The organism is Olleya sp. Hel_I_94, from assembly GCF_007827365.1.
Lineage (GTDB): Bacteria > Bacteroidota > Bacteroidia > Flavobacteriales > Flavobacteriaceae > Olleya.
Genome location: NZ_VISI01000002.1, coordinates 1,565,229 through 1,590,965, shown reverse-complemented (window position 1 = coordinate 1,590,965; position 25,737 = coordinate 1,565,229). Strand labels below are relative to the sequence as shown.

General features: G+C 29.4%; 22 protein-coding genes and 1 tRNA gene. 13 read left to right on the top strand and 10 right to left on the bottom strand.

The window, feature by feature from the left end; genetic code table 11:
- Nucleotides 1–62: 62 nt before the first annotated feature.
- From JM82_RS10400 to JM82_RS10345, 13 genes are all read left to right on the top strand, one after another.
- Nucleotides 63–1,199, top strand: coding sequence for an efflux RND transporter periplasmic adaptor subunit (locus JM82_RS10400; RefSeq protein ID WP_145003264.1), 1,137 nt, complete (start codon nucleotides 63–65; stop codon nucleotides 1,197–1,199).
- Complete coding sequence (locus tag JM82_RS10395) at nucleotides 1,199–4,396, top strand: efflux RND transporter permease subunit (RefSeq protein ID WP_145003261.1); 3,198 nt, start codon at nucleotides 1,199–1,201, stop codon at nucleotides 4,394–4,396. The genes JM82_RS10400 and JM82_RS10395 overlap by 1 nt, the downstream gene beginning before the upstream one ends.
- A complete protein-coding gene (locus JM82_RS10390; RefSeq protein ID WP_145003258.1) occupies nucleotides 4,386–5,702 on the top strand; it encodes a TolC family protein in 1,317 nt (438 codons plus the stop codon). The genes JM82_RS10395 and JM82_RS10390 overlap by 11 nt, the downstream gene beginning before the upstream one ends.
- Nucleotides 5,703–5,887: 185 nt before the next feature.
- On the top strand, nucleotides 5,888–6,703 hold the full coding sequence (locus tag JM82_RS10385; protein WP_145003255.1) for a Two component regulator three Y domain protein: 816 nt from the start codon (nucleotides 5,888–5,890) through the stop codon (nucleotides 6,701–6,703).
- 71 nt (nucleotides 6,704–6,774) lie between these two features.
- Nucleotides 6,775–6,957, top strand: a complete 183-nt coding sequence (locus JM82_RS10380) for a CPXCG motif-containing cysteine-rich protein (RefSeq protein ID WP_145003252.1) — start codon at nucleotides 6,775–6,777, stop codon at nucleotides 6,955–6,957.
- 119 nt (nucleotides 6,958–7,076) lie between these two features.
- Nucleotides 7,077–7,149: transfer RNA gene (locus tag JM82_RS10375), tRNA-Met, on the top strand.
- Nucleotides 7,150–7,203: 54 nt separating this feature from the next.
- Nucleotides 7,204–8,514, top strand: a complete 1,311-nt coding sequence (locus tag JM82_RS10370) for a tyrosine-type recombinase/integrase (RefSeq protein WP_145003249.1) — start codon at nucleotides 7,204–7,206, stop codon at nucleotides 8,512–8,514.
- Nucleotides 8,515–8,520: 6 nt separating this feature from the next.
- Entirely contained in the window at nucleotides 8,521–9,195 is a 675-nt protein-coding gene (locus JM82_RS10365; protein ID WP_145003246.1) for a hypothetical protein, read from the top strand.
- A gap of 59 nt (nucleotides 9,196–9,254) precedes the next feature.
- The gene (locus tag JM82_RS10360; RefSeq protein WP_145003242.1) at nucleotides 9,255–10,181 is read left to right on the top strand and encodes a hypothetical protein; all 927 of its coding nucleotides are present in this window, start codon (nucleotides 9,255–9,257) and stop codon (nucleotides 10,179–10,181) included.
- A gap of 208 nt (nucleotides 10,182–10,389) precedes the next feature.
- Nucleotides 10,390–10,566, top strand: coding sequence for a hypothetical protein (locus JM82_RS16465; RefSeq protein ID WP_222429223.1), 177 nt, complete (start codon nucleotides 10,390–10,392; stop codon nucleotides 10,564–10,566).
- A gap of 1 nt (nucleotide 10,567) precedes the next feature.
- Entirely contained in the window at nucleotides 10,568–10,903 is a 336-nt protein-coding gene (locus JM82_RS10355; RefSeq protein ID WP_145003239.1) for a hypothetical protein, read from the top strand.
- A gap of 47 nt (nucleotides 10,904–10,950) precedes the next feature.
- On the top strand, nucleotides 10,951–12,186 hold the full coding sequence (locus JM82_RS10350; RefSeq protein WP_186439211.1) for a DUF3987 domain-containing protein: 1,236 nt from the start codon (nucleotides 10,951–10,953) through the stop codon (nucleotides 12,184–12,186).
- Between the two features lie 123 nt (nucleotides 12,187–12,309).
- Nucleotides 12,310–13,272, top strand: a complete 963-nt coding sequence (locus JM82_RS10345; RefSeq protein WP_145003233.1) for a DUF6371 domain-containing protein — start codon at nucleotides 12,310–12,312, stop codon at nucleotides 13,270–13,272.
- A gap of 313 nt (nucleotides 13,273–13,585) precedes the next feature.
- Here the strand turns inward: JM82_RS10345 and JM82_RS10340 are convergent, their stop codons facing one another.
- From JM82_RS10340 to JM82_RS10290, 10 genes are all read right to left on the bottom strand, one after another.
- Nucleotides 13,586–14,683: a hypothetical protein gene (locus JM82_RS10340; protein WP_145003230.1), complete on the bottom strand. Its 1,098-nt coding sequence runs from the start codon at nucleotides 14,681–14,683 to the stop codon at nucleotides 13,586–13,588.
- A 150-nt stretch (nucleotides 14,684–14,833) separates the two neighbouring features.
- Nucleotides 14,834–15,919 carry a hypothetical protein gene (locus tag JM82_RS10335; protein ID WP_145003227.1) on the bottom strand — a complete coding sequence of 362 codons (1,086 nt, stop codon included), beginning with the start codon at nucleotides 15,917–15,919 and terminating at the stop codon, nucleotides 14,834–14,836.
- 287 nt (nucleotides 15,920–16,206) lie between these two features.
- Nucleotides 16,207–17,784, bottom strand: coding sequence for a DndE family protein (locus JM82_RS10330; protein WP_261375354.1), 1,578 nt, complete (start codon nucleotides 17,782–17,784; stop codon nucleotides 16,207–16,209).
- Nucleotides 17,777–19,882: a DNA sulfur modification protein DndD gene (dndD, locus tag JM82_RS10325; protein WP_145003224.1), complete on the bottom strand. Its 2,106-nt coding sequence runs from the start codon at nucleotides 19,880–19,882 to the stop codon at nucleotides 17,777–17,779. The genes JM82_RS10330 and dndD overlap by 8 nt, the downstream gene beginning before the upstream one ends.
- Nucleotides 19,879–20,061, bottom strand: a complete 183-nt coding sequence (locus JM82_RS16580) for a DNA modification system-associated small protein (protein WP_145003221.1) — start codon at nucleotides 20,059–20,061, stop codon at nucleotides 19,879–19,881. Before JM82_RS16580 ends, dndD begins: the two co-directional genes overlap by 4 nt.
- Nucleotides 20,042–22,255 (bottom strand): helicase associated domain-containing protein, encoded by a 2,214-nt coding sequence (locus tag JM82_RS10315; RefSeq protein WP_145003218.1) that lies wholly within the window; start codon nucleotides 22,253–22,255, stop codon nucleotides 20,042–20,044. Before JM82_RS10315 ends, JM82_RS16580 begins: the two co-directional genes overlap by 20 nt.
- A 361-nt stretch (nucleotides 22,256–22,616) precedes the next feature.
- Nucleotides 22,617–23,015 carry a hypothetical protein gene (locus tag JM82_RS10310; RefSeq protein WP_145003215.1) on the bottom strand — a complete coding sequence of 133 codons (399 nt, stop codon included), beginning with the start codon at nucleotides 23,013–23,015 and terminating at the stop codon, nucleotides 22,617–22,619.
- 263 nt (nucleotides 23,016–23,278) lie between these two features.
- The gene (locus JM82_RS10300; RefSeq protein WP_145003209.1) at nucleotides 23,279–23,923 is read right to left on the bottom strand and encodes a hypothetical protein; all 645 of its coding nucleotides are present in this window, start codon (nucleotides 23,921–23,923) and stop codon (nucleotides 23,279–23,281) included.
- 204 nt (nucleotides 23,924–24,127) lie between these two features.
- A complete protein-coding gene (locus tag JM82_RS10295) occupies nucleotides 24,128–24,652 on the bottom strand; it encodes a hypothetical protein (RefSeq protein ID WP_145003206.1) in 525 nt (174 codons plus the stop codon).
- Between the two features lie 443 nt (nucleotides 24,653–25,095).
- Nucleotides 25,096–25,686, bottom strand: a complete 591-nt coding sequence (locus JM82_RS10290) for a hypothetical protein (RefSeq protein WP_145003203.1) — start codon at nucleotides 25,684–25,686, stop codon at nucleotides 25,096–25,098.
- Nucleotides 25,687–25,737 lie beyond the last annotated feature (51 nt).

The following is a 25,737-nucleotide window of genomic DNA, read 5'->3' as shown; positions in this document are numbered from 1 at the left end:
TTTTAACATTTAACGTCTAAACTATAGGCTAATTTTGGTGTCTTACTGTCAAAACCAAGTACATGCGCAAAATTATACTATCAATCTTAGGTGTTTTACTTATTATTGCTGCCATTTTTATTTCTAAATCTTTAGTAGATAATAAAAATAAACCAAAGCCCATAGCAGCTAAAGTTATTAAAACTGTATTTACAGATACGGTCAATAATACGACTATACCTATTGTAATTGCTGCAAATGGAAATTTAACAGCTAAGCAACGTGTAGAGCTTTACTCGGAAGTACAAGGTATATTTCGTAATGGTAGTTACCTTTTTAAACCAGGTCAAAACTATCGCAAAGGGCAAACCTTAATTCGTGTGGATGCTGCAGAGTATTATGCTAGTGTACAATCTTCAAAAAGTAATTTATACAACTCGATAGCTGCAATAATGCCAGATTTACGTTTGGATTTTCCAGATGTGTTCCAAAAATGGCAAAGCTATTTGACTAGTTTTGACTTAAACAAAACCACACCAAAATTACCAGAAATATCATCTGATAAAGAAAACTACTTTATTACTGGTCGTGGCATTATCACAAATTACTACAATGTAAAAAATTTAGAGCAACGTTTGTCTAAGTATACTATAACTGCGCCTTTTAATGGGATTTTAACAGAGGCTTTGGCAACAGAAGGATCTTTAATTAGAAATGGTCAAAAACTAGGAGAATTTATTAATCCTTCAGTTTATGAGATGCAAGTGGCTATTAGTAAAAGCTTTGCCAATATCTTAAAAGTAGGCGAAACCGTTAGTTTAACTAATTTAGATAAAACAGAATCTTATACAGGTAAAGTGTCGCGTGTTAACGGTAGTATTGACGCAACCACACAAACAGTTACTGCTTTTATTGAAGTTGAAGATAGTAACCTTAAAGAAGGTATGTATTTAGAGGCAAATTTAAATGCTAAAAGTATTGATAACGCTATTGAGATAGACCGAAACTTACTAACAGACAACCAAGAAATATTTGTTATTAAGGACAGTTTGCTGGATGTGATGCCAGCTAAACCAATTCATTTTTCTGATACTAAAGTAGTTTTAAAAGACGTACCTAACGGAACAGTTATTTTAAAACGTACCGTTCCAGGAGCGTATGCAGGAATGTTAGTACAGCCATTTGTTGAAAATAACAAAACAAACAATAGCGCAGAATAATGAGAAAAATAATCACTTATTTTATCAAATATCACGTAGCAGTTAATGTCTTTATTTTAGCATTTGCTGTTTTTGGTATTCTAGGATATTCGTCTTTAAAGTCTTCGTTTTTTCCTTTAGTGGAGTCTAAAATTATTAACGTTAGTATTGCGTATCCTGGAGCATCTCCTCAAGAAATTGAAGAAGGTATTGTACTTCAAATCGAAGAAAATTTAAAAGGACTAAAAGGTGTTGATCGTGTAACCTCTGTGTCTAGAGAAAATAGCGGAACAATTACTGTCGAGATTGAAAAAGGTGAAAACCTTGACTTTATGCTACTTGAGGTAAAAAATGCAGTGGACAGAGTGCCAACCTTTCCAACAGGTATGGAACCTCTAGTCGTTTCTAAACAGGAAGAAGTCCGTCAAACTATTTCTTTCGCTTTAAGCGGAAAAGACATTCCGTTAGCCACATTAAAACAATTAGGTCGTCAGGTAGAAAATGACTTACGTGCTATTGATGGTATTTCGCAAATTGAAGTGTCTGGTTATCCTGAAGAAGAAATTGAAATTGCTGTAAATGAAGGCAGTTTATTGGCGTATAATATAACATTTAGTGATGTTGCCAATGCGGTATCAACATCTAATATATTAGTAACAGGAGGTAATATAAAAACGGATGCTGAGGAGTATCTGATTAGGGCTAACAATAAACAATATTATGGAGACGAAATGTCTAATATTATTGTAAAAGCTTCAGCAGATGGTAAAGTAGTGCGTTTAAAGGATGTTGCTATTGTCAGAGATCGTTTTTCTGAAACACCAAATGCCACGTATTTTAATCAACAATTAGCAGTTAATATTACTGTAACAAGTACAAATAATGAAGATCTTATAATCTCTGCAGATAAAGTTAAGGATTACATCATTGCGTATAATCAACAACATAATAATGCACAATTAAATATTGTAAGGGATTTATCTATTACATTAAATCAGCGTACGGAGTTACTTGCAGAAAATGCAATAGTAGGTATGATTTTAGTATTAGTATTTCTATCACTTTTTTTAAATACAAGATTAGCATTTTGGGTAGCCTTTGGGTTACCAATTTCATTTTTAGGAATGTTTATTTTTGCAGGACAATTTGATGTTACCATTAACGTATTATCCTTATTTGGGATGATTATTGTTATTGGTATTTTAGTGGATGATGGTATTGTAATTGCAGAGAATATATATCAACATTACGAAAAAGGTAAAACGCCAATTCAAGCAGCTATTGATGGTACAATGGAAGTAATTCCTCCTGTGGTTTCAGCAATTATAACAACATTATTAGCCTTTTCTCTATTCTTATTTTTAGATAGTAGGATTGGAGAGTTTTTTGGTGAAGTTTCCGTCATAGTTATTCTAACCTTAGTGGTATCATTGGTTGAAGCATTAATTATTTTACCAGCTCACTTAGCGCATTCTAAAGCTTTACGACCTTATGTTGAAGAAGAAAATCCATCAAAACTAAAACAGTTTTTTGGTAAAATGAGGTTTATCAATAAAGCAGGAGATAGATTGATGTCCTTTTTAAGAGATAAAGTTTACACACCAACTTTAGACTTTGTACTTGAGTTTAAAATATTGTCTTTAGGTATTTTTATAGGGTTGTTAGTATTAACTTTTGGGTCTATTGGAGGAGGTATTATTGGTGTAACTTTGTTTCCAAGTATTGCTAGTGATACGGTTACCATTCAGCTAGAAATGCCTAACGGAACAAATGTTAAGGTGACAGATTCTATTATTTCTATGATAGAAGAAAAATCGTTTATAGTTAATCAAGAGCTAACAGAAAAGTATTTAAAAGGATCAGATAAACAATTATTTGAAAACACAATTTTGACACTAAGTAGCAGTTCTAGCGCGTCTTTAAGATTAAATATGCTTCCAGGAGAAGAACGTCCAGACGCCATTAAAGCGTCAATGGTTGCTAATAGATTAAGAGAATTAGTTGGACCAGTTATTGGTACAGAGCGTTTGATATTTGGATCTGGAGGAAACTTTGGAGGTAGTCCTGTATCTGTATCGTTATTAGGTAATAATATCGAAGAGCTTAAAGCGTCTAAAATAGAAATGAAAAACTATTTAGAAACTAATCCGTTACTTAAGGATATAGAGGATAATGATCCAGCTGGTATTAAAGAAATTAGATTGCAACTTAAAGAAAGTGCTTATCTTTTAGGGTTAGATTTACGTACAGTCATGACTCAGGTACGTTCTGGATTTTTTGGTGTGCAAGCACAACGTTTTCAGCGTGGACAGGATGAGATTAGAGTTTGGGTTAGGTATGATAGACCAAACAGAAACTCGATTAACGATTTAGACGATATGCGTATTTTAACACCAACAGGAGAGCGTGTTAATTTAAAAGATATTGCTAATTATACAATTGAAAGAGGAGATGTCGCAATTAATCACTTAGAAGGTTTAAGAGAAATTAGAGTATCTGCAGATTTAAAAGATCCTAGTACAAGTAGTACAGATATTTTGGATGATATTAAAGCTAATTTTATTCCGCAATTACAATCCAAATATCCAACAATTACAGCTTCATTTGAAGGACAAAATAGGGAAGCAACTAAATTATCAAGTTCTTTAGCGCAAGCAGGAATACCAATTTTATTGCTAATATATATTACAATAGCTTTTACTTTTAGAAGCTACAGTCAACCTATATTACTCTTATTATTAATTCCGTTTAGTTTAACAGCAGTAGCTTGGGGACATTGGATATTAGGGTTTCCGGTTAACATTTTATCATTATTAGGGATAATTGCGTTAATAGGTATCATGGTTAATGATGGGTTGGTACTTATTGGTAAGTTTAATAGTAACTTAAAAGAAGGTATGACGTTTGATGTAGCAATTTCTGAAGCTGGAAAATCACGTTTCAGAGCCATTTTTCTAACGTCTTTAACTACAATTGCAGGATTAGCACCTTTACTATTAGAAAAAAGTAGACAAGCACAATTTTTAAAACCTATGGCAATCTCTATATCTTTTGGTATAGCATATGCAACTGTTTTGACCTTATTAGTATTGCCTTTATTTTTATCGTTTAGTAATACTATTAAGCAAAAAGCTAAATGGTTGTTCACAGGTAATGAGGTAACTAAAGAAGAAGTAGAACGTGCTATTAAAGAACAAAATGAAGAAAATGAGCATTAATTACAATCTAGTTATAGCAATATTTTGTTGTGTTACTATAGGTAAAGCGCAGGATGTTTTAACACAAGAACAAGCTGTAAAATTAGCTTTAGAAAATAACTACGGAATTAAAATAGCGAATAACGCAGTTAGAGTTGCCGAAAATAATACAAGCATTTTAAATTCTGGTTTTTTACCTACACTTACAGGTAATGCAGGAGCAACTTATAATTTAGATAATACCGAAGCTGAATTTTCAAACGGAACATCAACCGTTTTAAATGGAGCAGAAAGTGACAGGTATAATGCTTCAGTGAGCTTAAATTATACACTATTTGATGGTTTAGGTAGACGTTATAATTATAAAAGCTTAAAAGAACAATATCAATTGTCTGATTTGCAAGCCAGAGAGACTATTGAAAATACAATTACACAGTTGTTTTCTGTATATTATAGCGTCGCAAAGCTTACAGAAAATTTAGATGCCTTATCAGAAACATTGAATGTTTCCAAGGATAGATTAGTACGTGCACAATACCAATTTGATTACGGTCAAAACACTAAATTAGGTGTTTTAAATGCCGAAGTGGATATAAATAACGATAGTATAAATATAATCTCTGCTACGCAACAATTAAAAAATGCAAAGCGTGACTTAAATGTTGTATTAGGTAATGCTTTAGAATCGGATTTTTCTGTTAGTACAGCAGTGGACTTTACTTTACAGTTTCAAAAAGACAGCTTGTTTGAAAAAGCAAAAACTAGAAATGTAGCTTTACTTCAAACAGATAAAAATATTGCAATAAGCCAATTGGATATTAAATCAAGTAAATCAGGCTACCTGCCAACAGTAGGCTTAAATGGAACTTACGGTTGGAATAAAAACAATAATAATGCAGCATCCTTTGTAGCAGTTAGTACAAATACAGGCTTATCTGGGGGTTTAAATTTAACATGGAATTTGTTTGATGGAGGCGGAACAATAACTAGAGTGAAAAATGCTAAAGTTAATCTAGAGACGCAACAACTTCAAAAACAAAACATCCTAATAGGTATTGAAAGAGATTTTGAAAATGCTTGGGAAGATTTCTACAATAAGCTAAATATATATACAATACAACAGCAAAATATTATAACTTCAGAAAGTAATTTTGAACGTACTCAAGAGCAATTCAAAATTGGTCAAGTTAATTCAATCGAGTTTAGACAAGCTCAGCTTAATTTACTTAATGCGGAATTAAGTAGAAATCAAGCAAAATATGAAGCTAAATTAGCAGAATTACAATTGCTACAATTAAGTGGAGAGTTGTTGAATGTGAAGTTTTAAAGTTTTTATTTTCAACCCTTTAAAACGGTTGATTATTTTAGTAAATGAAGAGATATTGACTTTAGTTTTATAAAATGGAGTTAAATTTCAAATTAAATGTTAATGTTTAATGCATTTAATCGAAATAATTTGTCATTTAACCTCTTTTGTGTTAAGTTTGATGTAGTTAATCCTAAATCATTAACATGAAAACGATAAAATTAACTTTAGTGATGTTTCTTTTTGCTTGTGTAGCATTCGCAAGTGTATCAAATTCTGAGAAAGAAGCTTTAATAGCGCTTTATAATAATACTAATGGACCAGAGTGGAATACTACTTGGGATCTTGATGCCTCAATAGATACTTGGCATGGCGTTACAGTATTAGACTCTAAAATTGTAAGTTTAAATTTGTCATTTAATAATCTACAAGGGTCTATACCTTCAGAAATAGCACAATTAAGCAACTTACAAGTATTAAATCTAAGTTTTAATAAGTTATCCGGAGATTTACCAGAAACTATGTCTAGCATGCAAAGCTTGTATTCTTTACAATTGTTTTTAAATCAATTTGATGGAGAAATTCCTAATTGGATTGGTAGCCTTTCTAATTTAGAATCGCTAGCATTATACAGTAATCAATTTACAGGAGAAATTCCACTGTCAATTACAAGTCTAACTAAATTACGTAACTTAGAGTTAGGAAGTAACTTTTTAAGTGGATCAATACCTTTTGATATTAGTAACTTAAAAGCATTAAAAAAATTAAGCTTATTAGATAACCAATTAGAAGGTCAAATTCCAGAAAGCATTGCCGAATTGTCAAACCTTGAAGAGTTAGTGTTATCAAGCAATAAGTTATCTGGAACGTTACCTTTTGAGTTATCTCAATTATCTAATTTAAAATTAGTTATGGTAAGTGATAATTTACTAAATAACGATTATCTTACAGTAGTGGACGACTCGCCAAATAAAATGGCATTATTTTTAGAGGACTCAGAAGTTGTTTTAAACCAAGAATAACTTCCTGTTAAAATATATTTAAAATAGTCAACCTTTGGTTGGCTATTTTTATTTTTGATAAAAAGTAAGTTATGTTTGAGCACTATTTTCAATGTCCATATTGTTGGGAAACCATATCAATGTTACTAGATCCAAGTGTAACTAAGCAAACCTATGTAGAGGATTGCGAGGTGTGTTGCAATCCAATTCAAATTTCTCCACAATTTGAGGAGACTGAACTTATTGGTTTTGAAGCTCTTAATATTGAACAATAAAAAAAGTTGAAATAATGCTTGTAATATGCAAAAAGGGTTGTATATTTGCAGTCCGAAACGATTAGGTCGACATTATGAATCGAAAGTTAAAAGCTAAGATAATCTTCGGAAATATAAATCGCGGGATAGAGCAGTAGGTAGCTCGTCGGGCTCATAACCCGAAGGTCACTGGTTCGAGTCCAGTTCCCGCTACTAATTGGAATTACTTCAAAAACAACGGTTTGGCTTTCGCTAAACCGTTTTTTTATGCATACTATTTTTGATTATCTTGCACAAGAATTGCAAAATGAATACGAAATTGAATACGATTTAACTTTGAAAAAAAATTATTCTCCCCCTAAGATTTACTCAGCAAACGGAGACCTCAAAAAACGTTGGTATGTTTATTTTTCTTATCGGGACCCTAATACAGGAAAGTTAAAACGTCAAACTCCAATTTATTCAAATGCTAATAAGTTTAAAACTAAAGAAGAACGACTTTCTGTTTTAGTGACTTATAGAAAAGCACTACTTAAGCTTTTGGCAAAAGGATATAGTCCTTATTCTAATAATAAAGAAGTGCTATTAAGTGTTAAGGATACCAAGACTAAATCTGAAATTTCTAATCAAGTGTTAGTGCCTATTGAAGTAGAACAGGTTAAAGAACCTGTAATGACTTATAGGGATGCTTTTGCTTTTGGTTTAAAACAAAAAGAGAAGCTTATAAACGAGACGACTAAACGTAGTTTTGAAAATAGATTAAAAAACTTTACTAAATGGGTTGAGCAAACTCATCCAAATATTGTTGGAATAGATGAGATTAATAAGAAAGTGATTTCACATTTTTTAAGCGATATTCTTGAAAGAACAAGTCCTAGAAATAGAAATAATTATCGTGCAGATTTAAGCAGTATAATGCAAGTATTATTTGATAATGATATTATCAATTCTAATGTTATTAAGCAAATACCTGTTCTCAAAGCTATACCTAAAAGAAACAAAACTTATACTCAAGATAAACAAGAAGAAATTTTTGAATATTTAGAGAGGGAAGATAAAAATCTATTATTGTTTATAAAGTTTATCTCTTATAATTTTTTAAGACCAATAGAGGTTTGTAGACTTAAAGTAGGGGATATTGATTTAAAGACTAAGACTGTAAAATTTAAAGCTAAAAATAGTCCAATGAAGACTAAGATTATTCCTGATTTATTAATTAAGGAATTTCCAGACCTTTCTAAGTTAAATAAGAAAGACTCATTTTTTACTCCAGAAGTAATAGGAGGAGAATGGGATACTGCTTTAGAGAATAAAAGGGATTATTACACAAAGCGTTTTAAACGTGTTGTAAAAGATCATTTTGGTTTAGGTGCGGAGTATGGGTTATATAGTTTTAGACACACTTATATCACTAAATTATACAGACATTTGGCTAAAGAATCCTCTCCGTTTGCTGCGAAAAGTAAATTGATGCTTATAACAGGGCACTCTTCCATGTCAGCTTTAGAAAAATACTTGCGAGATATTGACGCAGAATTACCAGAAGATTATTCACACATGTTAGAATCTTTAAAATAGATAAATATGAACGAAACGTTAAACGATGTATATATAGCTTTAACCAAGCAATTATATGTGCCTCTGGTTTTTTATATTCCAAAAAGAATATGGATACAATTTAATAAAGACGTTTGGGAGGATAAATTATACGACAATTTATTTGACAAGGTTGTTTTAATAAATAGCAAAGGTTCTAATGCTTTGTTGAAAAATGGTAAATCAATTCATCATATAGTCGTTAAAAAAGAACGTTTAGATAGAAATACGTTTAAACTTCTTGAATTACAAAATGATTTGAATAAAATGCAATTTCAGTTTCTTTTAAACAAATATTGTACGCAGTTAGATTTTTGTAGAAGAATGTCTTCGTGGTTTGTTGAAAACATACGCAATGATGTTAGGGATTTAAAGATAGAGACCTTTCAGTCTTTTGACCTGCAACAAAAATCGTTTGAAGATCATTGGGATTATATTCAAGATAGTTTTAAAGATGCACCAAAAATAGAGTTGTCCTCTGATAAAGAAAAATTAAATAAGAATGATTTAAAATCGTTTCAAGATTTGATTAAGCCTTCAGGGTTGTTTTCGGGAAATATTGAAAATGAAAAAATAAAGAAGACAAAGAAAGAGAAGAAGATATTGGTTACAGAAGAGGAAGCAACAGCATTTCTTTTAAAAACAGTATTTAATATGGAATAATACATTATAAGTCACATTCTTAATTCAAATAATAACCCTTAGAATACATTAATCCTATCATGAATTATTTTAAAACATATAATCATTTTTACATTAAATCATATGCGATAGCAAAACGAATGGTAATTAATGAGATGAAAAAGGAGAAATTGAAAAAGCGTCCGTTTACAACTGTTCATAATAAAATATGTAAATTTTTATATGATTATTATTCTATAAAATATACCGAAGATTTAAAAACCAGACAACATCAATCTTTTAAACTCTTTTGCGATAGGCATCTTTATTATGATGGAGATAATGACGTGGTTATAACTTTAGTTTTAGAAGACGAAGTGTTAAATGCCTTTAATAAGGAAGATAAGTCCTCTTATGTTAAGTTTGTTTCAGATTTAGCAATTGAATCATCTTTAAAGGAAGCACAGCGTCATTTTAAGAATTATAAAGATTATTATGAGTTGATATATGATTTGGATATGTATGATAATTTTTACTTTGAAGATTTTGAGAGCATAACTTTTACAAGTTCAAATGAATATAAATCTATGATAGATATTAAACATCCATATCTAAAGCAAGAACGAGAAGCGTCTCTTAATTCATCAACAATGGATGTAGAAAAAGGTAGTACTTTATTAGAAGAAGTTTCTGAAAAGCATAACATTTATCTAAATCTGATTAATAATTTTGAAGATGATGAAAAATATTTATTAATTAATATTTTTAATTCGCTTCCACCAGACTCCTTAAAACGAACTGATTTTTTAAAACTTATTAGGATAGTAGGAACTTTTCAAGATTTAACTATATTTTATAAGAACCCAAAATCGGTTACTCCTTATGCTAAAGTGTCAAAGGGTATTGATTATTATTCAGGAAAAAGAAAACTTGATATTATAGATAGAACTTTAGTCAAAATGGAACCATTTCAGATTGATGCTATCAATCATCAACTTTCAAAAATGAAATCTCAAGTTAATAAATAGAAAAGATACTACTCAAATTTCAAATTTTTCAATCAAACTTTATCACTTTTTACATACTTTTCCTTACTTAATTCATGTGTGAACAAGTTGTTTATCATGTATTTGAGGATTCCGAACGCATTCCGTTGAGATTCCGAACTAATTAATATTGCCTATTTCTCTTTATATCATTGCAGTAAATTATAAAAATAATACGATGATATTAAAAATGAAAGTTATTTTAGATGACGTAGTGAAGAAGCTATTTTATTTAAAAGAAAGTAAAAATGTCTATTCCCAAGAACATGGGATTAACCACAGTATGTTGAGCGAACGCAAAACAATACAAAAAGAACTATTTGGATCACCAGCTAGTCTATTAATTAATTCTAAATCTCAAAATTAGTATGAAGAATGTAGTAATTAATAGTAATGTCACGGATTGCTTCAAAGGAGATTTAGAGATGCTTTGTAGTTTAAACAGAAAAAGCTTTTCTTATTTTAAGCCCAATTTATTAAATGTGGATTTTATCAAATTGATGTGTCAGGAGTCCAACTTGGATGATAAACCTGAAAAGGATTTTAATAATACCAAAGATAGATTATTTGAATCCTTAGAGTTTTCAAAATTTATCTTTTGGCTATACATAGTATTGACAAATCATTTTATGAATGATGTGATGTTTAATAACAATGATGGTTTGAATTATTACGATTTAAATGATAATATTATTTTAGAATAATTATGGAAAATATTAATCATGAAACCATTGGCAACGAGCTTAAAAATTTGACAAAGTCTAATATAGAGAAAGCTCAAGATATGTTAGTTACTATAATCAATAAGCTCCCAAATGAGTATAGGGAGCTTATAGAAAGTAGCTTTAAATATAAACGTATTCCAAAAGAATACATGTTATGCTCAATGTTATTTACAGTAAGCACATCTGTTGGACTTACTTTTTATATAGAAGCTCTTGGTTACCGAAATTATGCAAATTTATACTTTACTATAATTGGTAGTCGTGGAGATGCAAAAACGGAAGCAATGAAAATAGCGACTAAACCTATCAAAATAATTGATGATATGTTTTATAATGATCATCTAGAGGACCTAGTTATTGCTAATCCGGAAGATGATGCTCCAAAGCGCAAACAGGTGTTGGTTCAAAACGCTTCAATTGAAGCAGCTCATAAGATTCATTCGGATAACCCTAACTCAATTGGGATTTTAATAGACGAAATTTTTGCGTTAGTAGAGAAAATGGGAAATTCAAATAGTCGCGATGGTATAGCATGGCGTAATTTTTTATTGGAAGGATATACAAATGGATATATTGATATATCAAGAAAGACAACGGAAAGTTTTAGAATAAATGAATCCTGTCCAACTCTCTTAGGAGGGTTACAACATCAGTTTATACCTAAGTTAATAGCTAACGGTAATTTAGAAAGTGGTTTTATCGATAGACAATTATTTACACCAAAACTAACTAGTAATTCAATATTACATAAAGGGGTGTCTAATCCTGAGATAATGAATAACTATACTGCATCTATCAAGAATATATTAGATTATAAAATACAATCTGAAAAAGTAGAGGAGGACATAAAGCAATTTGAAATTCAAGTAACAAATGAAGCACATGAACTTCTTTTTGAATATACACAAGGACTTATCAATAGACAAGCTATGGCTAAGCCTATTATTAAGGAGTATATTTCTAAAATGCAAATATCTATTCATAAGTTATGCATAAACGTATTTATGATGTTTCATGCTTCTAAATCTGAATTTAAATCGTTATTAACTTTAGAAAATGTCGAATTAGCAATAGCCCTAAATGAGTTTTATTTGATGAATTTTAGAATTGTATTAGAAGAAAATATCGATCATAAAACGACGGAGCCAAGTGTAGAAGACATTATTAAGATTGCTAAAAAAAATAATGCTTCACAAAAGGCGGTAACTGAAGTTACTGGTTTGACTAAGGGAACAATTTCAAAAAAATGGAACAAAGTATAAAAGCAATTAGAAACAGGAAACTCGAAACTTTAATATTTAATCATGTAAATAGCACGTTTTTAGTTTCTTATATTGAATTTCTTGTAGGTTTCAAGTTTCCTGTTTCTTTTAAAACTAATAATAATGTTAGAGAAAATAGATGTAATCTTAACTTTTGACACAAAACGTCATCGTAATATTATTACACCATGCTGTAAAAGCCTAAATAGGGATGGGAAGTTTGTTACATATAAAGAGTTATCGCTGAATTATGGTTACTGCCATTCTTGTGGAAAAGCAACTCTACCACGAACTCGATATCGTGACGATTCTGGAAACGAATTTATCTGGAATGAAATTTCAAAAAAAATGGAGCCATTTGTAGCTCATTTGAATGACAATGATGTAATTCGTCCTAATGACAGTGTCAATGATATGTGTAATACTTTAGTTAGAGAAAAGAAATTTATTGATTTTGAGTCCGTTATATTATGCGTTAATAATACTAATGAGAATAATTTATTGCTTTACTTACGTACTAAATACGGTGACATAAAAACGGATATAGTTAAAAGAATGTATTATATAGGTACTTCAAGAGATTTAGGTACTGTATTTTGGAGTATCAATCGTGCTAAAAAAGCACAAAAGGCAAAGGTTTCATACTATAAACCTAATGGAAGAAGAACTAACCGTTTTAAGGTGCCTTATAAAAATGAAGACGGATATTATAGTTGTTTATTTGGAGAACACTTATTAGATGTCATTGAGAATAAAGAGAAAGCAGTAATGTTAGTAGAGAGTGAAAAAACAGCAATAGTTTGTGCTATGCATTATCCAGAATATATATGGTTAGCTTATGGAGGAATTACAGCGCTTACAAATGAAAAAATTCAAGTGTTAATTGGACGAAAAGTAATTTTAATACCAGATATGAGCGAAAAAGCAGTTGCTATTATAACTAAAAAAATATCAGAATTTGAAGAGCGTCAAATAGATGTAAAAATATGGGATTTAACCTATGGGAAAACCGACAAAGAACTTATGGAAAGCGGTTGGTATAATTTTGATTTAGAAGATGTTTTACGTACTGATAAAACTATTTAAAAATCTATTCTCTTTTATTCTATTGTTCTGAGAAATCATCATCTTCTAATCCTGAAGGAAAAATGATATGGTACCATAGACAATTGAAATTATATCTAATTATTCGAAACCATCTAGGATATTTATTTTTTTTTCATTTGTGAAATTGTTATTTTTAAATTTAGTGAATATTTAACCTTTTTTGGATATAAAAGTAACCAAATTGGTGTTAATTGTAACCAATACCAACGGTCAACCAACGGTCAACCAACGGTCATCAACGGTCTGTCAAAAGTTGAAAATTTAGGTATTAAATACGTTGTTGTGCACTGTTTTATTGTTCTTTTTCTACTACATGATAAGAAATAAAAACATCATCTTCACTTAATTCAGATTTCTCGTTTACTAATTCTATTTCGATTTTTTCTATATATTCTGGTTCAATATATATTTCTGAAACCTCCTTACGGTTAAAATCTCTAGCCAGTAATTCCCATTCAAATACTATTTTTTCTGAATTAGGGTCAGGAAGTAGGGATAATTTGAAATATCTGTTGGACTTTTGAATTAATGGTTCATTATCTCGTGGTCTATAGGTAATAGTTTTTGTTTCATTATCCACATATTCAGTTAAAGATATTTTTGGAAAAAGAGGTGTACCATCATTAAGTTTACTGACACCTTCTAGAAATTTAATACTTATATTCCAATCCTCAATCACCGCTGAACCTGTATTTTCCATTACGAAGTCAAAGCTACACCAAGATTTATTTATTTTATTGGAATGAAAAGGGAATATAGGATTTATACTATTTAATATTGATTTATGCGCATCGAACCTTTTCATTATAATTTCAGAAGCTGTTTCACTAGTATGTCTGTAGCGAGTAATTCTTTTTTCGAATTTTGGTCTAAGAGTAAGTTCATCTTCTAATTCATTAAAAGAAATTTTAAAGTCAAACTTTCCTATTTGACCAATTCCGTGCAGGTACCATTGATATGTATCACGATTTTCTTCAATTAAATCGGCGATATCTTCCCAACAAAAAAGTAAAATTTCAAAAGAACCATTTTCTCTGTTTTCTATATCCTTTAATCTTACAAATTCCTCAATTTTTGAGTCTTTATTTTGAGTAGTTGCAATAATATAAACTTCTAGTTCTGGCTTAAAAGTTTTGGCTTTTTCAATTTCAGTTATAATTTCCTTTTTCGTCAATTTTGCAACAGAATAATCGTCTTTCCCTTTGGCTTGAATTCCCCAATATTTAGTTACAGTTTTTGGTATTCCGTATACATCAACACCAGCTTGTTCTTGACCTAATCTTCCATTTTTCTTAATCTTGTTGGGAATTCCCCATACTTCTCCCCAAAGCTTTTTACAAAGTGATTCAAAATCTTGCCAATTTTCAGGTTTTCCTATTGTTTTCTTCATTTCTTAAATTGTGCACAACGTGATTGTATATGGTTTGTTGCGTGGTTTAGCACCTAATTTAGCAAATAAAAACCGAATAGAAAATCCGCGAGGATTTTCGTAAGCAGTCTATAACTAGCAATAAATTATATACGTTGTTGCCAGTAGTATTTATTCCATTCGATTCATTTCAGTCGCTCCTTGCATAGCTCCAATTGATTCGAAAACTTCTTCTTGGTCTTGTTTTTCAGTCCAACCCATTTTTGATAATTCGTCTCTTACTTGGTCTTCTGTTTTTTCCTTTACAAAGTGGTAATAAGCGAAATCCACAACTTCCATTGGCACTCTTTCGAGTGAATATGATATTAGACTTGAAGAAAGTCTTAAAACACCAATTAAATAGGTGATAACTAATTGTAAAATCCAACTGATTAATAATCCTATCCAACCTGTATTTAGTTTTTTAATTGTTAGTCCTGATTCAAATCTAACTTGCATAAACTCCCAAAAACTAAAAGGTTGAAAGTTGTTTTCATTTAGTATTATTTGGTACTGAAAATATTGATTTGAAATATATGTTATCAAAATCATTCCAATTAATAGATAGTGCAAATGGTCATAAAAAGTGTAATTACTTACTTTTATAAGTTGTTTTAGGACAAATCCCATTACTATTGCTACTCCTAACTCAAAAAGACCAATTATATAAATTCCTTTAACAGATAAAAAAGCAACAATAAAACCTAATAATAAAGCAGTAATTATTCCTCCAATAATTGGAATCCAAAATTGTGGCTCTTTTCTAGTTTTTGGTTGTGGTAAACTTTCGGGTATTTCATAGTCATCCCAATTATTTTTTTTCTCTACTTCTTTTTCAAGTTCAGCTAAAGATTCTCTATCAAATTCTTTTTCGGTGTTTTGAAATGCATGAATAAATAATTTTACTCTTTTAGAATTTCTTCCATTATCCCACATTTCGTTTCCGAGTGAAACACTTTTTATTGTCAATTTTCCGTAATCGAAAGAAACAGCTATTTTTTCAGTCCATCGATTCCAATCTCCTTTTCGTTTTGCTTCAGCACTTTTTTCATCTTGGTAGACTAAATCCCAACCTAACTTTTCAAAAGTTTGAATTACTATTGGAATAATTACAGTTTTATTTAAATCCGTTCTTATTTCTTCTTCAAATTTAGGTGTCCAATTGAAACTATGTTTCTTCTTTATTGTGGACTCGTATTTCTTTAGTTCTTCGGTCATTTTATATTACTGGCAACGGTCTTGTATATGAAAAGTAGCGGATTTTTAAGCACTAACTTTTCGGATTATAACTGATCTTTAATTTATTCATTTTCTTTCGGTTAAGCGATTAAACCGCTATTTTTTATATACGTTGTTGTAAACTGGCTTTATTCCGTTCAGCTTCGTTTTCCGATGTTTTTCTGTTAGTTCAAATGTGAGCTTTGGCGTGAAAGCTCTTTTATTTTTTTTGGCTTGGCATTTTTGAGTATGGGAAAAAAATATATGTGCTTGAACATAGTTTCGGCTTAAATGTTTTCCTCTTTTTTAGTTTTCCACCATTGTCTTAATTCAATAATTTTTGGTTCTCCAATATTTATCAAGCCTTTTCCTGATTCTAATTTTTTGATTTCTGTTTCTAATTTGTATTTACTACTTGGTGTCCCAACATAATTACTTATTGCTTTATAATCTTTATTTTGAACATTCAAGCATATTGGTAACTTTACTTGCGATGCAAAGTCAAAGTCTTTCGTTTTATAATCCTCAACTCCTTGTGAGAGCATTACAATTATAACTCCTTTGGATCTTAATAACCTCAATAGTTCTTCAAGTGCTTTACGTGCATTTTTATTTTTTAAATATATGTGAGCTTCATCAATTACAATTACATATCGTAATGGAAAAATATGATCTTTTGGTTCACAGTCATTTGTAGAACTAAAAAATGAGTTAAAATAACGCAATAACAAAAACACAACTAATTGTCTTAAAGTATCAGATAATGCAGGTGGTAGATTGAGATATAAACTTTTGTCTAAAATATCAATATTAGTTGGACTACAATTAAATATATTGGTAGTTAAATCTTGGATACCTGCAAATAATGTATCTGGTCTTCTATTATTTTCATCGTAATATTCTTCTAAATTTTCAAATAATTCATTTATAGTTGGGTAAGAACCATTTTTACTGTCGAATAAATCTGTAATTACGTTTGTTAAAATATTCTTTTGAGCAACACCAACACTAGGAACGAAAGTTGCTATAGTGTCAACAAATGCTTTTATACTAAAAGGTCTTTGTCTTTCGTCTAAACTTATTGATAAAAATGGATTAAATTCTATACCACCATCATTTACAATGTCGACAAATTCACATTTCGTTGCGTCTAAAAATGGTTTGAGTTGCTCTGGATTTCCTTCTCCTTTATAATCAAAGAATATGAATTTTAGATCATTGTTTGTGTTTTTGGAAATTTGATATAAAATATCTTTCATTAATTGAGTTTTTCCAGAACCTGCCATTCCTGCAATTGCAATATTTCTATTATCAAACTCTCTTAAATCATTAATTCTAATTTCAACATTTTCGCCTTCTTCTGTTTTTCCTAATTCGAATGTTAAAAGATCTTCAAATTCTTTTACATTAAATTTCTTCGAACTAGAACCAGTTTTCACAGTTTTTGATCTTAATGTTAAACCTTTTTTGATTGGTTTCAATAAAAGTGAAATATGTTCTCCTTTGGTAATGTCGCTATTGTTTAATTTATTATTCCAAACTTCAAGACCATCTTTTAAATGAAGTTTATAAAGTTTAATAAATTCACTTTCTGTCAATTCTTTGTTGTAGTGCTGATCGAAAATAGTTTTATAAAGAGTAAAATTATCAATGTCATTAACTAAACGACCAAAGATGTTACTTGTTGGCGTATATTCTCTACCGTTTTGAGGTAGATTATTTTCGTTTTCGTGAAATAGACGACCTTTTTCAATACTTAGTGACAATGCAATTCTTCCCGTAATTGTGTCTCTTTTAAAATTATAGATATTTGTAATTCTATCTAATAATTCTGTGCTTTCTGAATCTATTTTAAATCTAATCATTGCTTGAAGTATTAAAATAACCGTTTTTTAAATTTGTGTTTGCTCCATCGTTAAATAGTAGATAAGATTTTGAAATGTTTTCTGAAATATCTTTATACCGTTTAGGTGTAATCTCACTATTTGTTGAAAATAGTACGACTTGTTCTGAAAGAGCTGGATAATATTTTCTTGTAATGTTATCTCTGTGTTCTTCGTCAAGTCGACCAAGAGGTGTATCTATAAATATTGGTAAGCTTTGTATCGATTCGTTTAATATTGCTTTAATCAAACATGAAATATAAATTTGCTTTTCACCAGATGATAAACTTTCTTTTCTTATTTCATTATCATCTTGATCTAATAAGGTGATTTTCATTCCTTGACCTGAAGCCAATATTGTAACTTTCACATCTTCAATAAATTTACTGCTGTTTTCTTCACTACCAAGTTTGTGCATTAATATTTTTAACTCGCTTAAAATTGTTTTTTCAAGACTATTTTTGTGTTTGCTTTTCTGTTCTTCAAGGAATGAATTCAAAACGTCAATGTATTTCTGACTTTCTTTAATTTTAAGTTTATTTTGTGAATTTACATCTACTTTTTTAACCAACGTTTGAAGCTGTTGATTTAAACGAACTATATCACTTTTTAACTTTGTAATCTGTTGGTTGTTTTCTCCAATTTTTCTATTGTTTTCTGTGATATTATAATCTGCCGTATCTTTTTTAGATGAATATTCCAAAATCAATTCATCCTCTAAATCAGCATCAACTTTACTCAATGTTTTATTTAGTTCGGAAAGTTTAATTTGTACTTCATTAAATTCTTCAATTGTAGTCTCAAATAAATCTTTTGATTGAGAGTTAACAAGATCTATTGCATCTGAAATTAGATTCTTTTCCGCATTATTTAAATCGTGTTCAAATTCTAATTCTTTGTAATCTCCATTATTACTAAATAACTCCGAACCTAAATTTTTAGCTTTTTCATAATAAAAGTTTTTGTCTTTAAAAGACATTGTAGAATTATCTGGTTCAGGTGGTTTGTTAAAAAGTAATTCAATAAAGTTTTCTATTTTTTCAGAATTTTCTTTTGATGAATTTTGTGATAATTCGTTTTTTTCTTGAATTTCAAGTTGTTCATTAACTTCTTCTAATTTGCCAGTTAATATTGCCAATGGAATAATCTCACTTAACTCATTAAATCTTTCAGAAAGTTCAAGTTCTTTTGTTTTTAGTTTTTCTATTTCCGACAATACAGATTCTCTATCAAAAGTTGAATTACCTTGCTTACTATGTTGAGAAATTAGATTGTTATATTGACGAATTGTCTTTTTTAAATCATCAATTTCTTTTAGTTTTTCAGCGTTTTCTTCTTCAAGTTTTTCAATATCTATATTTGAAAGTTCAATTGCTTTTTCTTTATCTACAATTTGCTCTTGTAAATTTTTAGTAGCTCCTTCTTTTTTAAGAGAGTTTATGTAAAATTCTATATCTTCAATAAGTGTATCATATGTATCTAACCCTAATATTTTACCTAAAGCGTCATTTATAAAACTACCTTCTTCTTTAATTGATAAGTTGGCTATTTCAGATATTTTTTCTGCATCAAAAAAGACAAATTTTGCTGCATCTATCGGAATTATATAGTCATTAATAAAGTTAATCTTATCGGCTTCATCATCAAAAATTTCCATTTTTGAATTTGGATCAGAAATAAAAAGTTTTTCATTCATACTAGTAACATTAAATGTTCTAGTAATAATTACACTTTCAGAATTTGAGTTTAATTTCTTTAGTTCAGGTAATTCGATTTCTGAAATAAGTATACTAACAGAAAAGGTGTCTTTATTTTCTTTTTTTGCAGTCCAGTTTATTGATTGCTGCATAAAAGAAGAATAGTTTTTTTCTTTTTGAATTTCCTTTTTGAAGTTGTCATCAATTTGAGAAATTTTTTCTCCATAAAGACACCAGACAATTGATAGTAAAAGGTTTGTTTTTCCATAACCATTTCTACCACCAATTACAATGATATTTTGATCTGAATTAGTTGATAAATCAATATTAACTTCATTATAATATTGTCTAAAATTATTGATTTCTATATTGGATAACTTCATCTTATCGTCTTTTCAATTACATCATTAATTTTTTGCTGGTGGTAGTTGTTTCTTTTTAGCAATTTTTTAGTTTTTACAGACTCAAGTAGAATTTCAATGGATTCAAAATTGACATCCTTTTCATTGCAGATTTCTTTAAGTCTTTGGCCTTGCAATAATTTAGTTTCCTTTATTTTCATATTTAATATTTTGAAGAAGTTTTGCAACTTCGATAAACTGTATTTCTTCTTTAGCTTTTAGTTCGTCTTTTTCAAAAAGCTTCCTTTGTTTGTAAAAGAATTGGTATAGGTTTTCTTCTCCGTTTTTACTGGCAGAAGGTAAACGGAAATTTGATTTAACAAAAGTCATTAATTCTTCATATTTTTCAGTTGAATTAGATCTTCGGTTTCCATTAATACTTGGAAACTTATCAATGATATCATTAATTTTATTTGTTTTATTAGAGTTGAGTTTGCCCTTGTTAATTTTACCTTTTTGAACATTTAGCCAACGATAAAGTTTAATTTCTTTTTCAGGAACTCCATTTGAATAGGGTAATCTTTTTTCTTTTTGTGTGAAGCTTTGTAGAGCATCAAATCTTTCTTCCCACGATTTTCTATCAGAATTATCTATTGACTTTGATTTTATGTGTTCTTCAGTATATTTTTTAGTTGATAAACCAACGTGTGAACCTTTATAAAAAATATACAAACCTGATTCATCAAGTTTTAAATTTTGTAATATACTATACTGATTTGATTTTGGGCGATACTTTAAAACGTGACTTGTGATTTCAGATATATGTATTGGTTCAGGAAATTGAGATAAATATTCTTCCACAATATCTCTAATAGTTCCACCTTTAAAATTGTCTAATTCTTTTTCCCATTTTTTTAAGCCAAAGACACTTTTTCTACCTATTGGAACAAAACCATTTTTTCGTTTCATTGAAACTCTAACTTTAGCTTCATCTGTATCGTAATTTGGGTATAATTCTAAAACTTTTTCAAAGATTTCTTTAACTTTTGATGGCTTCCCTAAATGATCAAGTGCTTCATAAGCGTATTCGTGAGCTTGTTTTTTTGTATTTCTTTTAAATATTAAATTTTCATCTAAATCGAGATATAATTCAAATTCATCATTAATTATTTTTTCTCCAATGGGAAAAGCTGAATCTAAAAATTCAATATTATTATTAGTTAAAAATCTTGATAAGTAGCTTTTAAAATTAAATGAATAGGATTCTACAATTCTATCATTTATTCTATTATCAATGTCATTAGCTAAAGCATTAAAATCAATTTCATTTACAATTTCTTTTTTTATTAAAAAGAAATTGTTCCAATTATGTCTATTACGAGCATTAAAATATTTTGGTTGGATAACATCCTCAACAGAACCAATCAACGAAAATCTATCCGACAAGTAAACATATAGTATGTAGGTTATAAATTCTCGTGAAAAAAATGTGAAGTTAGTAATGTTAATAATATCAATTAAATCTTGGTTTATTTCAATTTGATTAGAATTAGTATCGATATTATATTTTTGAAATAAATCATCATTAAAGTTTTGAATAAAAGAGAGTTTATCAAACAATTCATCTAGACATATTACTCTTATTTGTCTTACTCTTTCTCTAGTCAATTTAACTTCGTCAGCAATATCGTCAAGAGTTAATTCTTTTTGTTTTTGATATATTTTAAAAGCTTTTTTTACAATGACTGTTTGTGTATTATCAAATAGGGCATTACTGTTTAATAAAAAATCTGTAAGTAAGAATATTGATTCTGATTCAAGTACTTCAATCGGGATTTTTGAAATAGAAAAAGTGCGTTGAATTAAGAAATTGTTCTTTAATGAAATTAGATGTTTTTCGTCATTAAATTGACTAACTTCAATTAAGAATTCTTTTATAATTGAAAAATAAATTTCTAATTCTGGAACACATTTAGCTCCAACGTTTTTAATATTATTGACATTAAATTTTTCAGAAAGTAAAATTTTTTGTGCAAAATTTTTAATTTTCAAATTACCATTTAAATGAAGTGTAATAGCATTTTTGCTTCTTACAGAAAGACTATTTGTATTAACAAGTATGAAGCTATTTATGACTTCTCTTTGAACTCTTGTTAACTCTGAAATTATTGTTTTTAGAGGGTTTTCTTTTTTGATTTCAGTTTCTCGATTTTCTAAATGATATCCTTGATATATGTTACAGATTTCAATTAATTCTTCATTAGATTTTCTACCACAATTTCGAAGCTTATCGAAAGTTTTATGCCTGAAGTAATATTCTTTTAAATCTTTTACCGAATTTAAGTTGTTTTCTTTACAAACGTGGTATGATCTAACACTAATCTCTTCTTTTCTATAAATTTCGTCTAATGTCATTCTAATTGGTGCAGATTCTTTTAATTCGGTTTGGATTATCTAAAATACATTTTATTTTTTTATTCAGTTTATGGTTTTCCTCAATTTTCTTTCAGCGTTGGCAAGATTAGGCTCTTTTGGTTTTTCAGCTTTGGATTTAAGCGTTGGCAAAAACCAAATGTGCCTAATGCGCGGCTGGATTCAGCTTGTTTACAACGGTCTTGTGTATGAAACGTAGCGTACAAAAAGACACTAACTTTTCGGGTTAACACAGAGCCGAATTTTTATATTTTGTTTTTAATTTTTCTCTTTTTAAAAGCCAAATTAAAAATTTGGCGTACTTTATAAATATACACAAACCTTACGGTTAAGCACTTATTAGCTATGTTTTATACACGGTGTTGTGCAACGTTTTTTTAGATGTTGTTATTTTTCCATTATCAATTTTCTCATATTCGTGGTCAAATGGTGAATAATGATCTTCTTCCCATTTTCCATCTCTGAAAATGAATTCTATTCTGTTATAAGAATCAGCTTTACTAATGATTAAATTATCACCTTGGTTTGGTATATATTCAAAGTCAAAACAATTTCGACTGTTAAGTTCCTTTAGAACAAAATCAGAGGTCAATCCATTTCCAACATCATTTACGGGAAACATATATCTTCCAAGTTCCTTTTCTTTTGACATTCCAAGAAACTTATATAATGTCCAAGTATATTCAATTTGTTTATTCTTTTTATCCTTATTCAGTCTAGACTTTTTGTTGTGAACAATCACTTTTGGGTCATTGCATTTACACAAAATAAAACCTTTATTAAAATCACACATTCGGTTTGGTTTTTAATGTTGCACAACATTTTTGCTATGGTTAGTACGGGAATTAAAAGTAGTGAACTTTCGATTAAGCACTTAGCCAAAGCTTTTTATTTTCTTTTTTTTATAGCCAAATCAAAAGATTTGGCGGATTCTGTAAAAACGCACAAACTTTCGATTAAGCACAAAACCCCGTATTAATTATAGCCATTGTTGTGCACAGTATTTTATTTTTTTTGACTTTTTACGTATTCAATGAATCCATTGTAATAGTCATCTATTGTTTTTTTCTTTATTGCTTTCCATTCATCCTTCGGTTTGCTCAATTCTCTGGTTTCCTCTTTGTCACTCAAACCTGCTTGCATCGCCCACATTCCATGAAGGTTTATCCATCTATGATCGTAATTTTCTTCATGCTCTCGTACGAAGTTGACAACATTTCTAACGGTCTTTTCAAGTTTTTCAATATCTTGAAAAGCATACTTGTTTATTTTAGGTCCAAAATTATTGTTTAAAACAGAGACAGCTTGTTTAGCTGAGTTGTCCATACATAAGTTTGCATCATACCTTGCTCGGAGTTGAGCTAAATAAAACCAATAGCAAGCTTCATCATTATTTCCCTGTTCAAATAATTCATGAGATAAGGCGTATAACACTGGAGGGTTAAAGTCGTTTGGGTTTTCCTTAACGGTTTCAATTATCGCCTTTTTTTCTTTTTTGTCTTTTCCTAGAATTCTCTCAACTGCTAGGTTTTGCTTTTCAACAGCTATTTCACTGAATATTCCTTTTGCTTCAATCTCTGTCGTCTGTGTTTGAGAATAAGAAAATGAAGAAGCAATAATTAATGAGAATAATAAAATCAGTTTTTTCATGTAAGTTATTTTAAGTGTTTCTGGTTCTTTTTATTGTGTACAACGGACTTGTGTATAGAACGTAGCGTGCAAGAAGACACTAACATTTCGGATAAACACAGAGCCGAATTTTTATATTTTGTTTTTAATTTTTCTCTTTTTAAAAGCCAAATTAAAAATTTGGTGGACTTTCTTAATATACAAAACCTTTCGGTTTAGCACTTATTAGCTATGTTTTATACACCGTGTTATCTGCTTTTTCCATATTTCAACTTGTTTTTGATACAATTCAAAAAATGTGTCTTTATTAATTTTAATTTCTTGAAAACCATTTGAAATATTAGCCATAGAATTCCAGTCATTAATAATTTTAGGTAGGCTCATTTCAGGATGCATTTCGTGAAATCCAATTCTTAATTTAAAACCTGTTTCGTCACTTCTGGTTGCAAGGCAATGGTATGATAATATCGAATCACAATTAATTCGATTAAAACAAAATAATTTTTCAGAATCATCCAAGGTATTAATGTCTTCTCCTCGAGTTGTAGAAGAATGAATTACATAAAAACCTTTATATTCTCCAGATTCGTATATTTCTTCCGCGATCTCAGATTCATTTACTCCTTTCCACACTTCATCATCACTGAAATCTAATTTTTCATACATAACAATATGAAAATCCACCGTACCCAATGTACTTGGTAAAGTCTTTATAATTCTAAAACCTGGATTTTCTATTTTCTTCATCATTTTTTAATTCTGACTAACGTTTTTATAATGTGCTGAAAATCAGATATTAGTAATTCTGTTTTTCAGTTGTATTTTCTTATTTATCAACTAATTAAACGTTAGCTTAAAGTGATTATTTGTTTTTCCACAAAGGGAGGAATTGCAGATAACGGTCTCGTGTATGATTAGTGGCGTGTTTAATCACCTAATTTAGCAAATAAAAACCGAATAGAAAATCCGCGAGGATTTTCGTAAACAAGCTGGAACTAGCCATTAATTATAAACGTTGTTGTAGCCAGTTTTTTAACATATTTTACATTGACAATTCATTCCGATTATATTTTTTTCTAACACTTCTGCTTTTTCATCATTCAAGTGTCCAGTCATACAATTCGAACATAAATATGTAATTATGTTCTTTGTTTTAATTTTATAAATAGGTTGTGCTGTGCAACTCATAATTATTATATATTATCTATTAAGTTTGGTAAATTCTCAAATCCGTCAGAAAGTGTTTTATAAACTTCTTTTATAACAGTTTCCTCTAAAGTTTTGCTTACAGTCAAGTCAAATAATTTTCCTTTTAGCAATTGAAACCAATTCTTTTTTCCAAGATTCAAATGCTCTTTTAATTCGTCCAATTCATCAAAAATGATTTGTTGTCCGAATCCAAGTTCAGTCAACTTTTCTTTGATTTCATTTAGTGAGTCGTGTAATTCCGATTTCTGCTCCGAACTAAATTCATCAGTATGTTTTGGTTGATATTCGTATGATTGAGATATTTCCTCAATCTCTTGATCAATTACAAATAATCCTGTTTCCTTTTCTTGAGAAGTTCCACAATTTACTGTACTACAAGTTTTTTCGTGTTCTAATTTTTGATTTAAAACTTCTTTTCTTAAAATATTTAGAAAAAATAATTTGTCTTTTTTCCGTTTTAGATTGTAAAGTTTTGACGATAAGGTACTTGATAAATTATCAACAGTACAATATGAATCTCCGTTAAAGAATTCATATTCTGCGTATTCTACTGCTTCTTTTTCTACAATATTCATTTGGTTACTTGGTTTTTCTCAAATTGGCTACAACGGAATTGTGTATGGTTA

What these genes read in the sequence shown, in the direction of transcription:
- JM82_RS10400 (WP_145003264.1), top strand. Translation starts at nt 63, where the DNA reads ATGCGCAAAATTATACTATCAATCTTAGGTGTTTTACTTATTATTGCT.
- JM82_RS10395 (WP_145003261.1), top strand. Translation starts at nt 1,199, where the DNA reads ATGAGAAAAATAATCACTTATTTTATCAAATATCACGTAGCAGTTAAT.
- JM82_RS10390 (WP_145003258.1), top strand. Translation starts at nt 4,386, where the DNA reads ATGAGCATTAATTACAATCTAGTTATAGCAATATTTTGTTGTGTTACT.
- JM82_RS10385 (WP_145003255.1), top strand. Translation starts at nt 5,888, where the DNA reads ATGAAAACGATAAAATTAACTTTAGTGATGTTTCTTTTTGCTTGTGTA.
- JM82_RS10380 (WP_145003252.1), top strand. Translation starts at nt 6,775, where the DNA reads ATGTTTGAGCACTATTTTCAATGTCCATATTGTTGGGAAACCATATCA.
- JM82_RS10370 (WP_145003249.1), top strand. Translation starts at nt 7,204, where the DNA reads ATGCATACTATTTTTGATTATCTTGCACAAGAATTGCAAAATGAATAC.
- JM82_RS10365 (WP_145003246.1), top strand. Translation starts at nt 8,521, where the DNA reads ATGAACGAAACGTTAAACGATGTATATATAGCTTTAACCAAGCAATTA.
- JM82_RS10360 (WP_145003242.1), top strand. Translation starts at nt 9,255, where the DNA reads ATGAATTATTTTAAAACATATAATCATTTTTACATTAAATCATATGCG.
- JM82_RS16465 (WP_222429223.1), top strand. Translation starts at nt 10,390, where the DNA reads ATGAAAGTTATTTTAGATGACGTAGTGAAGAAGCTATTTTATTTAAAA.
- JM82_RS10355 (WP_145003239.1), top strand. Translation starts at nt 10,568, where the DNA reads ATGAAGAATGTAGTAATTAATAGTAATGTCACGGATTGCTTCAAAGGA.
- JM82_RS10345 (WP_145003233.1), top strand. Translation starts at nt 12,310, where the DNA reads ATGTTAGAGAAAATAGATGTAATCTTAACTTTTGACACAAAACGTCAT.
- JM82_RS10340 (WP_145003230.1), bottom strand. Translation starts at nt 14,683, where the DNA reads ATGAAGAAAACAATAGGAAAACCTGAAAATTGGCAAGATTTTGAATCA.
- JM82_RS10335 (WP_145003227.1), bottom strand. Translation starts at nt 15,919, where the DNA reads ATGACCGAAGAACTAAAGAAATACGAGTCCACAATAAAGAAGAAACAT.
- JM82_RS10330 (WP_261375354.1), bottom strand. Translation starts at nt 17,784, where the DNA reads ATGATTAGATTTAAAATAGATTCAGAAAGCACAGAATTATTAGATAGA.
- dndD (WP_145003224.1), bottom strand. Translation starts at nt 19,882, where the DNA reads ATGAAGTTATCCAATATAGAAATCAATAATTTTAGACAATATTATAAT.
- JM82_RS16580 (WP_145003221.1), bottom strand. Translation starts at nt 20,061, where the DNA reads ATGAAAATAAAGGAAACTAAATTATTGCAAGGCCAAAGACTTAAAGAA.
- JM82_RS10315 (WP_145003218.1), bottom strand. Translation starts at nt 22,255, where the DNA reads ATGACATTAGACGAAATTTATAGAAAAGAAGAGATTAGTGTTAGATCA.
- JM82_RS10300 (WP_145003209.1), bottom strand. Translation starts at nt 23,923, where the DNA reads ATGAAAAAACTGATTTTATTATTCTCATTAATTATTGCTTCTTCATTT.
- JM82_RS10295 (WP_145003206.1), bottom strand. Translation starts at nt 24,652, where the DNA reads ATGATGAAGAAAATAGAAAATCCAGGTTTTAGAATTATAAAGACTTTA.
- JM82_RS10290 (WP_145003203.1), bottom strand. Translation starts at nt 25,686, where the DNA reads ATGAATATTGTAGAAAAAGAAGCAGTAGAATACGCAGAATATGAATTC.